Raw genomic sequence first — 9,975 nt, forward strand, 5'->3', positions numbered from 1 at the left:
AAGTTTTGATAATCCATATTTTTGCTAATAAACATAGCAAAATTATAGATGATTTCCTGACCTAAGATCACATTTTATTCTTTTTCCCACTTCAATCTAAGAATTGAGAAAAAAGCAAAACCTTATATTATACCATAAAAAAATTATGCAAGAGGTCTATTAATTGTCAGAGCATTTCCGGCGGCAAAATCTAACCCAGAACTGCTATTGATTGTACTTGGAGCTATGTTATCCTTCACTCCATATTGATAAGCTGTATTCAGAGTCGTATTATCCCAAAGCCAAGGAGCAGCTTTGCTGTTAACGGTCACCGGAATTGTAATAGTTGCCGCTTGTACTCCACTGGCGATGGAAAGACTGATAAGTATTAGCCCCCCCCGACGGAGTTTCTGATTAGTTTTGCTAATGTCATGACTAAACGCCTCCTAAAAAATATTGTTGAGCTTGCAATTACGCCATAACTTACCAAAAATGACAAGCGTTGTCAAGTGTGAAGATAATCGCGCATGAGAGCAGACTTGACAACGCTTTAAGAGCAAGGCTTTCGTTGTGTCGCAATTCATTCTTCATATTCTGATCTGACAACGCCAAAATTTAGGCACTTTTTCCCTGAAAATTAGGTAGTTGACCACCTGAAAACTGGTAAAACCCTACACCCTGCCCCCACCAACAAAATTATTCAGCAAACCATATTTAAGCGGGAAAAATCCCCTTTTTTGTAGTCTGTGATACTGTTTTTTGGATTGAGATCGTCTAAGGTCAAAGAAATTGCTTCTAGGGTTCCGATTTAAGCGTCTTTAAATGTCAGGTCCGAGAGGAGCAAGCTAGTCTTAAACGAGCGGATCAAAAATTTTTTCCATCTAAGCTGGCTACACGGCGGGATAAAAGCCCGGGAGACTTTAAGGATAACTGTTTTGAGGCAGTGTCTTTGAAGACTCCCGGGTTATTGTATTTTGAGGTGAAATGATGTCCGAGGAATCTACTTTTCAACCCCCGCATTTAACCGAAGCTGAACAGGCCCTAGAAAAAGAACGCCATTTGCCCCTAACCGGTTGGCAACAGGAAGTTTCTCAGGGGTTAACCTACGGTTTAGAGGCGGCCGATAGTATTCGCGATCGCAGTATTCCCACCTTTTCCAGGGGTGAGTTACCCCACTATGCGGGAATTAACACCTTTATGAAGGCCCCCTATTTGGAAGATGTGCGGAATGTGGGCAATTATGACGTGGCCATCGTGGGTGTTCCCCATGATTCGGGGACAACTTACCGACCCGGAACTCGTTTTGGTCCCCAGGGAATTCGGCGGATTTCGGCTCTTTATACGCCCTACAATTTTGAATTAGGAGTAGATCTGCGGGAACAAATTACTCTCTGTGATCTGGGGGATATTTTCACCATTCCTGCTAATAATGAAAAGTCCTTCGATCAAATCTCGAAGGGGGTTGCCCATGTCTTTAGTTCCGGCGCCTTGCCGATTATTTTAGGGGGTGATCATTCTATTGGTTTTCCGACAGTGCGGGGTATTTGTCGGCATTTAGGGGATAAAAAAGTCGGTATTATTCACTTTGATCGCCATGTGGATACCCAGGAAACAGATTTAGATGAACGGATGCACACTTGCCCCTGGTTTCATGCCACCAATATGAAAAATGCTCCTGCTAAGAATCTCGTCCAATTAGGGATTGGGGGTTGGCAAGTTCCCCGTCAAGGTGTTAAAGTTTGCCGCGAGCGGGCCACTAATATTTTGACCGTCACCGACATTGTAGAACGAGGCATTGATGCTGCCGCCGAATTTGCCTTAGAACGAGCTTTAGATGGTACGGATTGCGTTTGGATTAGTTTTGATATTGATTGCATTGATGCCGGTTTTGTCCCCGGTACAGGTTGGCCGGAACCGGGCGGTTTACTGCCCCGTGAAGCCTTAGCTTTATTAGGTAAAATTATCCAAAAAGCTCCCATTTGTGGCATGGAAGTGGTGGAAGTTTCCCCTCCCTACGATATTAGTGATATGACCTCTTTGATGGCTACTCGTGTTATTTGTGATGCGATGGCTCATCTGGTTATTTCAGGTCAATTACCGCGTAAAGAAAAGCCCTATTATATTCATCCTGATGCCAATATGGAGGTTGATGAACCTTGGCAGTAATTTCCTATGCACGAAACTGATATGACCAAGGCGTTAATTATGACAGTTCGAGATTGGTATGATAGCCAACCTGAAAAGCTCAAAATTGAAAAAATTCATCTCATGGTTGGTGAATTTACCTGTGTTGAACCGGTCAGTTTACAATTTGCCTTTGAAGTTCAAACTGCCAATACTTTTCTTGCTGGCGTGGAATTAGCCATTAAAAATATTCCCCTAATTGCTTATTGTCATTGCTGCCAAAAAGATTATCAACCCCAAATTGGCCAGCAATATTCCTGCCCAACTTGCCGATCACCGATGGAGGATATTCGTTCAGGTCGAGAGTTAAAAATTGACCACATTGAATATTCTTTACTTTCTTAAACAAAGTTGGGTGATCGCTTATAAAAGTTCGATGATCAATTATTCATTCTCAATTAAAATGCACCAAACTTTTGACGCGGCCCTAGAAATTAATCTACTTCATGCCAATCAAACAGGAGCCGATCACAACCGGGAACATTTTGACGAGTGGGGCATTACCTGTTTAAACTTGATGAGCAGTCCTGGTGCGGGTAAAACTGTGTTATTGGAAAAAACCCTCGCAGCCTTAAAAGATCAATTAAAAATGGCTGTTATTGAAGGCGATATGACTACAGAACTAGATGCAGAGCGCCTGAGACAATATGGAGTTCCCGTGATTGCCATTAATACGGGTCGCTCCTGTCACTTAGATTCCAAAATGGTAGCCGGGGGAATTCATCGTTTCAAAGAAGATTATAACCCCAAAGAGTTTGATTTATTGTTGGTGGAAAATGTGGGAAATTTAGTTTGTCCCGCCGAATTTGAGGTAGGGGAACACGCTAAAGTTGCTCTATTAAGTATTACTGAAGGAGAAGATAAACCCCTCAAATATCCAATTATGTTTCAAGAAGCGGATTGTCTGATTATTACCAAATTAGATCTGGCTCCTTATTTAGAGATTGATTTAAAAAGTTTAGAGGCAAATGTTCGCTCTATGAATCCCGATGTAAAGATTATCGCTCTTTCTGCTCAAACAGGAGAAGGTTTAGAAGAGTGGTTAAATTGGCTAAAAAGCCAAGTCAATAGACCGAGTTTTTTGAATTGTTAATCAGTAACAGTTTTTGAGATTTATTTCTGTTTTACTAGCTGTCATCTCTAAAGGCTATTACCTATGAAACGGCGCAATTTTTTCTCCTTACCTCTCGTTTTTTTTAGTAGCTTACTCCTGACCGTTAGTTGCAATCAAGCTCCTCAGCAAACCCCCAATGCAAGTAGTTCTCTGAGTAATACTGCCCCCATTGTCATCGGTTATAGTAATTGGGCCGGTTGGTGGCCCTGGGCGATCGCTGAAGAAGAGGGATTATTTGCTAAAAATGGGGCTAATGTTCAAATGAAATGGTTTGATGGTTATCTTGAATCCTTACAAGCTTTAGCTGCCGGACAATTAGATGGAAATAGTCAAACTCTCAACGATACCATAGCTTTTGCAGGAGATGCAGTCAATGGTCAAGTTGCTGTTTTAGTCAATGATAACTCGTCAGGAAATGATAAAATTATTGTCACAGAAGAGATTAAAACGATTCAAGATTTAAAAGGCCAAAAAGTTGCTGTTGAAGAAGGCGTTGTCGGTGACTTTCTCCTCAGTTTAGCCCTAGGAAAAGAGGGAATGAGCCGTAAAGATGTGCAAATTGTCCCCATGGAAACAGGGGCTGCTGCTGCCGCTTTTGCATCGGGAAAAGTAGATGCAGTCGCTGCTTTTCCACCTTTTTGGTCAACAGCACTTAAACGAAAAGGTTCTAAAGAATTAATTAGTTCTAAAGCTTTTTCAGGTGCTATTCCTGATTTGTTAGTTGTCAGTGCCAAATTAATCAAAGAAAAACCAGAACAGGTTCAGGCTCTTGTCAAAACCTGGTTTGATGTTCGAGAGTTTATGGCTAAAAATCCCCAAAAAGCCGATGAGATTATGGCCAAGCGTGCGGGCATTAGTCCAGAAGAATTAGCCCTATATAAAGAGGGAACGAAGTTTTTTACCTTAGAAGAAAACCTAGAAGCCTTTAGTCCAGGGAAAACCATGAAAAATATGCCCTTTGCTGCTCAAAAAATGGCTGATTTTATGATGGAAGTTGGCTTTATTAAAAAAGTACCCGATCTAACAACTATTCTAGATTCCCAATTTGTCAAAGCCTTGGCAAATCAAGACAAAAAAGCCTAATTAGCCCCTCTTGTAGATCGAGAAATTAAAGGTTCCAATTCTCTATCTACAAGATTGATTAGGGAGACAAGTTGACTGCAAGAATTGTTTGATAACTGGGTGATATTGGCTATCAAAATTATTCTTTTCTTTGGAAAATCCCATGACCACAACACCTAAAACGCTTCCTCAAAGCACTTTTTGGCGGATTACCGAGGATATTCCCGAATCCCTAAAGTGGACTTTAATGGTTTCCTCTATTATTGTCCCGCTTATTTTCTGGTTACTAATCTCTAGTTTTGCGGGCATTGAATCCGTATTTTTGCCTTCTCCTTTAGCCGTTATTCAGTCCTTAGGAAAATTGGCAGAACAGGGCTTTTTAATTCAAGATACTATTACCAGTTTTTTACGAGTAGTTGGGGGCTTTTTTTTGGGAGGATTGTTTGCTATTCCCCTGGGGATTTTAATGGGAACTTTTCCGAGTATTCGTAGTTTAATGGAACCGATCATTGGCGTTGTACGTTATATGCCCGCTCCTGCTTTTATTCCCCTATTGGTTATTTATTTGGGGATTGGAGAAACGTCAAAAATTATGCTGATTTTTATCGGGACAATTTTCTTTAATACCCTGATGATTATGGATGCGGTCAAGTTCATTCCCCGTGAATTGATCGAAGTAACTTATACCCTTGGAGGAACTCGAAAACAGGTTTTATTTAAAGTGATTACTCCCTATATTATTCCTAATATTATCGATACTTTTCGTGTTAATATGGCGGCCGCCTGGAATTTGGTAGTGGTGGCGGAATTGGTGGCGGCCGATAATGGATTAGGCAAACGGATTTTATTGGCCCAGAAATTTCTGAGAACCGATGAAATTTTTGCCTGTTTAATTGTCCTGGGAATTATTGGCTTTGCTCTAGATTTAAGTTTTCGTTTGTTTTTGCAGTGGACTTGTAAATGGTCAATTACTCGTTAACTGAAAAACTCAAGATAAGAGAAGAACCTTAATGCACTTAGAAATTACTCAACTCAATAAAATTTTCACCACTAAACGAGGTGCTGTGGTCGCTCTAAAAGATATTAATTTACACGTTGAAAGTGCTGAATTTGTCTGTGCGGTCGGGGCCTCTGGTTCGGGAAAATCAACTTTGTTGCGAATGATTGCGGGTTTAGAGCTGCCCACTTCCGGCAAAATTACCGTTGATGGTGTTGAAGTGACAGGGCCAGGAGCCGATCGCGGCATGGTTTTTCAAAATTATACACTCTATCCCTGGATGACGATCCAAAAAAATGTTGAATTTGGCTTAAAACTACAGGGATTATCGACAAAAGAATGCTGGGAAGTGGCCTGTTATTATCTGGATATTGTCGGTTTAACTCAATTCGCTAATGCTTACCCTAGAGAACTATCGGGTGGGATGAAACAACGGGTTGCGATCGCCCGCTCTCTTGCCTGTCATCCCAAAGTCTTATTAATGGACGAACCCTTTGCCGCTTTAGATGTACAAACCAAAGAAAGAATGCACGAATATTTAATTGAAATTTGGCAAAAAATCAGGTGTAGTATTTTAATGATTACCCATGATGTGGATGAAGCGGTTTTTTTGGCTCAACGTATTTATGTTTTGAGTGCTAGGCCGGGGACTATACAACGGGAATTAACAATTAATTTACCCGTAGATCGTAATTATAAAATTAAACGACAAGCTGAGTTTTATGACTATACGGATGAAATTTACGGCCTGCTACGGGGTGAGAAATGCTAGAAAAAACTAGGGATCATCAAGAGTAGTCCCTGGTTCAAAACGAGTTAGAGCAGCAAAAATCATCCTTTAGAGACACTTTCCGTTATCTAGCATCGCCAAACAGCGATCGCTCGCTGCTGCCGCCAACCCTAAATAAGTGATGGAACAGTTGTTCAACCATTAAGATTTTGTGATAATCCCGGGCAAGTGTGATCTAAACTACAGCTTTTTTTGGGAAAGTTTCCCTAGGGGTGCTGCCTTGGGGCGCAAATATGATAGAATGAGAGTAAATTGATACAAAACTTTACTTCAAGGTGAATCTATGCCGTTTACGATCGAATCAGCGCGGAGCATTTTCCCCAACACGCTATCAGCGGATGTGGTTCCTGCCACGATTGCGCGTTTCAATCAGCTGAATACCGAAGATCAACTAGCCTTGATTTGGTTTGCCTACCTAGAAATGGGCAAAACCATCACCGTTGCCGCCCCCGGCGCTGCTAGTATGGTGTTTGCCGAAAAAACCATGAATGAAATTCGGCAGATGTCACCCCTGCAACAGTCGCAGGTGATGTGCGACTTAGCGAACCATGCTGACACCCCGATTTGTCGTACCTACGGCACTTGGTCTGCTAATATCAAACTGGGATTCTGGTATCAATTAGGACAATGGATGGAAGATGGCAGTGTTGCCCCAATTCCCAAGGGTTATCAACTATCTGCTAATGCTACCGCCGTTTTAGACGGTATTAAAAAATTAGAGTCGGGACAACAAATCACCGTTCTGCGGAATTGTGTGGTCGATATGGGCTACGATCCCAAGAAACTGGGCGATTATAACCGTATTTCCGAACCCGTGGTTCCTCCCCAAAATATTGCCGAACGGACCAAAGTTAGCATTGAAGGCGTTACCAATGCCACCGTCCTCAACTATATGGACAACCTCAACGCCAATGACTTTGATGTATTAATTGAATTATTCACCCCTGACGGCGCTCTGCAACCACCTTTCCAACGTCCCATCGTCGGTAAAGAGGCAGTATATCGCTTTTTCCGCGAAGAATGCCAAAATTTGAAATTAATCCCCGAATGCGGTGTAGTGGAACCCGCCGATGACGGTTTTACTCAGATTAAAGTGACGGGAAAAGTACAAACCCCCTGGTTTGGTGCGGGTGTGGGTATGAATATGGCATGGCGCTTCCTCCTAACTCCTGATAATAAAATTTTCTTCGTAGCGATCGATTTATTAGCTTCTCCGAAAGAATTATTAAACTTTGCCCGTGGCTAAATAGCTACTGGAAGAAATCATTAAAAATTCTGATGAAATTTATTAGAGTTCCTTGTCAAGTGAACTCTTTTTTTTCTACAATCAAAAAGCTGACTTTAAAAAATTGGGAAATACACCAGTTTCCTCTCTGATGTAGGTAAGAATAACTAAACAATCATTCTTACAGATGTCGGCGAAAAGAGTCGTGGTAGCTAATTTTCCTGTTTACTGGTTAGCCAAAAACCCAAAATTATCATCCCTAAAACTAAAATCATGCCCGTGAGTGAAATAATTTGGTCAGATACCGAACAAGAAATTGCTCAAACTGCTTTCCAAAAAGCCTATCAGCGAGAAACTAGCACTTTAATAGAACATATTAAAGAACAGTCTGTTCAGATCACGGTTTTAGATGATATCTGGCAAATGCACGATTATCTAAGCGCCCGACGACATCAGATTGATGGTAAATATGACTATCGCTATACTTCCCTAATTTTTGTCTTTGCTCAACTGTTAAAGGAAGGATGGTTAAAGCTAGAGGATCTCAACGGTTTGGAAAAAGATAAACTAGCGAAAATCGCTGCCCTCTCGCGAATGTAAATTAATGATTGGCATTAAGCTATCAGCTTTCTGCTTCTAGTTGGGTGACTAAAAAATTCATCTCTAGATAATCAACCCCGTCTTAAGTTTTTCCTAAGCGGCAACCAATCCCGCTAGAATGAGTCAATCATCCCGACCGCTTTTCGCTTGTTTTGCACCTTTGGTTTATGTTCAAAAATCTTTTACTTCCCCTAGGAATATCTATCTTTCTCGGTGTTTGTCAATCTTTGTCAGCCGCCGAATCAGCTATCATCAAATACTACATCTTCCAAGGGTCTGTATCGGTATCAGAATTAAAGCAATTGAGCGAAACAGGCGAATTAGCTCCCGCTTTAGCGGCACAATTAAAGATGGCTAACCAAAAACCCGAAGAATTCCGTAAAATCCTTAATCGTCGGGTAGCGGTGGATGCCGTCTTTCTTTCCAAATTTCTTAATAGTTTTTTTGGCGAAAGTTTGCTAGATTACGCCGCCGAAATTGTCCACACCCCCAATCGGGCTGCTAGTCGGCAAGCTTTACGGGGTTCCCTAGTCACTTCTGCCATTAATGATAATGAGATTCAAATCATCGAAGTCCTCGCTAATTATCCCACCAGCGAGGTTCATGTGGATGGCAATCGTCTGCTGGATTTAATCAACCAAATTGAGTCAGTATTGAAAAAAATGCCCCGTTTACCTTTCTGATATCAAATCCGCCTTTCAGGTTTTCTTGAATTGGGCTGTAAATTGAATAGATTAGGATAATCTAGTAATAATAATGACCACTTCTTTGTCTGAAAGGAAAACAGTTAGCGCCAAACCTTTTTTAAAGTGGGCGGGAGGCAAAACTCAACTGGTTCCTAATATTCTATCTTTAATTAATTCCCAGATTTCTCAGGATTGTCAGTTTAACTACATTGAACCTTTTGTCGGAGGTGGGGCAGTTTTATTCTCAGTCTTAAATAATTTTTCTTCTGTCCAAAAAGTCATTATTAATGACATCAATCCTGATTTAATCAGGGCTTATAATGTTATTAAAAATAATGTCAAAGAATTAATAGTCAAGCTTAAAAAAATTCAGCAGGATTTTTATGAACTTAAAAATCTAGAGGAACAACAAAAGTTTTTTTTAGATAAAAGAATAGAATTTAATTCTCGCAGCTGCGATGACTGTCTAGAAAAAACAGTTTTGTTATTATTTCTCAATAAAACTTGTTTTAATGGACTTTATAGAGTCAATAGCAAAGGACTTTTTAATGTCCCCTTTGGAAAATATGTCAAACCGTTGATCTGCAATGAAGAAAACCTATTAGCTGTCAATCATCATTTACAGAAAGTGACGATCCTACAAGGGGATTTTGTCCAAACCCTAAATTATGCCAATAACAAGACTTTATTTTATTTTGATCCTCCCTATAAACCGATTAAAAAAACATCAGCTTTTACCTCTTATACTAAAGAAGATTTTAACGATGAGGAGCAAATAAGATTAAAAGAATTTATCGATCGATTGGATCAGGCTGGTTATAAATTTATTTTAAGTAATTCCGACCTTAAAAACTTTGACTCTGACAATAATTTTTTTGATGATTTATATAAAAATTATAATATTCAAAGGGTAAAAGCCCGAAGAAATATTAATTCCCAGGGCAATAATAGGGGAGAAATCTGGGAATTACTGATCAATAATTAGGGTTTGCGGCAAAAAGTTTTTCCCGGGGGCAGGGTGTAGGGTGTGGGGTGTGGGGTGTGGGGTTTTGTCGATTTTTAGATGGCAAATTACCTAATTTTCAGGGAAAAAGTGCCTAAATTTCTCCCCGATCACTCCAATAGTTGACACTTTTTGAGAAAAAAAGTCTAAAAGTCTTACCCAACAAGGTTTTTAGATTTATTCAGCCAGTCCTAAGTAGGGCTGGCTGAATAAATGTGAAATGTAGGCAAGGTAAGGGTTTTGCGGCTTTTCTCGTGAAACAGGTGCCAGATTTTCAGAGAATCGTGCTTCAAAACCTTGCGTCTTCATCAGCCCGCGTCCTGTAGGGGCGAAGC

General features: G+C 40.5%; 10 protein-coding genes and 1 riboswitch. All 10 genes read left to right on the top strand.

Annotation, left to right across the window (positions count from 1 at the left end; all coding sequences use genetic code 11):
* The first annotated feature begins 763 nt into the window (after positions 1–763).
* Positions 764–898: riboswitch (guanidine-I (ykkC/yxkD leader) on the top strand.
* A gap of 68 nt (positions 899–966) precedes the next feature.
* The 10 genes from IM477_RS19410 (at position 967) to IM477_RS19455 (ending at position 9,622) form a co-directional block, all read left to right on the top strand.
* Positions 967–2,145 (top strand): agmatinase family protein, encoded by a 1,179-nt coding sequence (locus tag IM477_RS19410; RefSeq protein ID WP_287733131.1) that lies wholly within the window; start codon positions 967–969, stop codon positions 2,143–2,145.
* A 6-nt stretch (positions 2,146–2,151) separates the two neighbouring features.
* Positions 2,152–2,508 (top strand): hydrogenase maturation nickel metallochaperone HypA, encoded by a 357-nt coding sequence (hypA, locus tag IM477_RS19415; RefSeq protein ID WP_190721754.1) that lies wholly within the window; start codon positions 2,152–2,154, stop codon positions 2,506–2,508.
* 58 nt (positions 2,509–2,566) lie between these two features.
* Positions 2,567–3,256, top strand: a complete 690-nt coding sequence (gene hypB, locus IM477_RS19420) for a hydrogenase nickel incorporation protein HypB (RefSeq protein ID WP_287733137.1) — start codon at positions 2,567–2,569, stop codon at positions 3,254–3,256.
* Positions 3,257–3,319: 63 nt separating this feature from the next.
* Positions 3,320–4,360, top strand: a complete 1,041-nt coding sequence (locus IM477_RS19425) for an ABC transporter substrate-binding protein (RefSeq protein ID WP_287733132.1) — start codon at positions 3,320–3,322, stop codon at positions 4,358–4,360.
* A gap of 142 nt (positions 4,361–4,502) precedes the next feature.
* On the top strand, positions 4,503–5,318 hold the full coding sequence (locus tag IM477_RS19430; protein WP_287733133.1) for an ABC transporter permease: 816 nt from the start codon (positions 4,503–4,505) through the stop codon (positions 5,316–5,318).
* A gap of 31 nt (positions 5,319–5,349) precedes the next feature.
* Positions 5,350–6,108 carry an ABC transporter ATP-binding protein gene (locus tag IM477_RS19435; RefSeq protein WP_287733134.1) on the top strand — a complete coding sequence of 253 codons (759 nt, stop codon included), beginning with the start codon at positions 5,350–5,352 and terminating at the stop codon, positions 6,106–6,108.
* Positions 6,109–6,409: 301 nt separating this feature from the next.
* Positions 6,410–7,372, top strand: coding sequence for an orange carotenoid-binding protein (locus IM477_RS19440; RefSeq protein ID WP_002798312.1), 963 nt, complete (start codon positions 6,410–6,412; stop codon positions 7,370–7,372).
* A 252-nt stretch (positions 7,373–7,624) separates the two neighbouring features.
* On the top strand, positions 7,625–7,951 hold the full coding sequence (frp, locus tag IM477_RS19445) for a fluorescence recovery protein (RefSeq protein WP_287733135.1): 327 nt from the start codon (positions 7,625–7,627) through the stop codon (positions 7,949–7,951).
* Between the two features lie 167 nt (positions 7,952–8,118).
* On the top strand, positions 8,119–8,634 hold the full coding sequence (locus IM477_RS19450; RefSeq protein WP_072926031.1) for an alpha/beta hydrolase: 516 nt from the start codon (positions 8,119–8,121) through the stop codon (positions 8,632–8,634).
* Positions 8,635–8,707: 73 nt separating this feature from the next.
* On the top strand, positions 8,708–9,622 hold the full coding sequence (locus tag IM477_RS19455) for a DNA adenine methylase (RefSeq protein WP_287733136.1): 915 nt from the start codon (positions 8,708–8,710) through the stop codon (positions 9,620–9,622).
* Positions 9,623–9,975: the final 353 nt, after the last annotated feature.

Origin of the sequence: Microcystis sp. M090S1 (assembly GCF_020246295.1) — a bacterium.
Classification (GTDB): domain Bacteria; phylum Cyanobacteriota; class Cyanobacteriia; order Cyanobacteriales; family Microcystaceae; genus Microcystis; species Microcystis aeruginosa.

Coding starts and splice junctions, on each gene's coding strand:
- hypB (WP_287733137.1), top strand. CDS start 2,567: ATGCACCAAACTTTTGACGCGGCCCTAGAAATTAATCTACTTCATGCC.
- IM477_RS19455 (WP_287733136.1), top strand. CDS start 8,708: ATGACCACTTCTTTGTCTGAAAGGAAAACAGTTAGCGCCAAACCTTTT.
- IM477_RS19430 (WP_287733133.1), top strand. CDS start 4,503: ATGACCACAACACCTAAAACGCTTCCTCAAAGCACTTTTTGGCGGATT.
- IM477_RS19435 (WP_287733134.1), top strand. CDS start 5,350: ATGCACTTAGAAATTACTCAACTCAATAAAATTTTCACCACTAAACGA.
- frp (WP_287733135.1), top strand. CDS start 7,625: ATGCCCGTGAGTGAAATAATTTGGTCAGATACCGAACAAGAAATTGCT.
- IM477_RS19425 (WP_287733132.1), top strand. CDS start 3,320: ATGAAACGGCGCAATTTTTTCTCCTTACCTCTCGTTTTTTTTAGTAGC.
- IM477_RS19450 (WP_072926031.1), top strand. CDS start 8,119: ATGTTCAAAAATCTTTTACTTCCCCTAGGAATATCTATCTTTCTCGGT.
- hypA (WP_190721754.1), top strand. CDS start 2,152: ATGCACGAAACTGATATGACCAAGGCGTTAATTATGACAGTTCGAGAT.
- IM477_RS19410 (WP_287733131.1), top strand. CDS start 967: ATGTCCGAGGAATCTACTTTTCAACCCCCGCATTTAACCGAAGCTGAA.
- IM477_RS19440 (WP_002798312.1), top strand. CDS start 6,410: ATGCCGTTTACGATCGAATCAGCGCGGAGCATTTTCCCCAACACGCTA.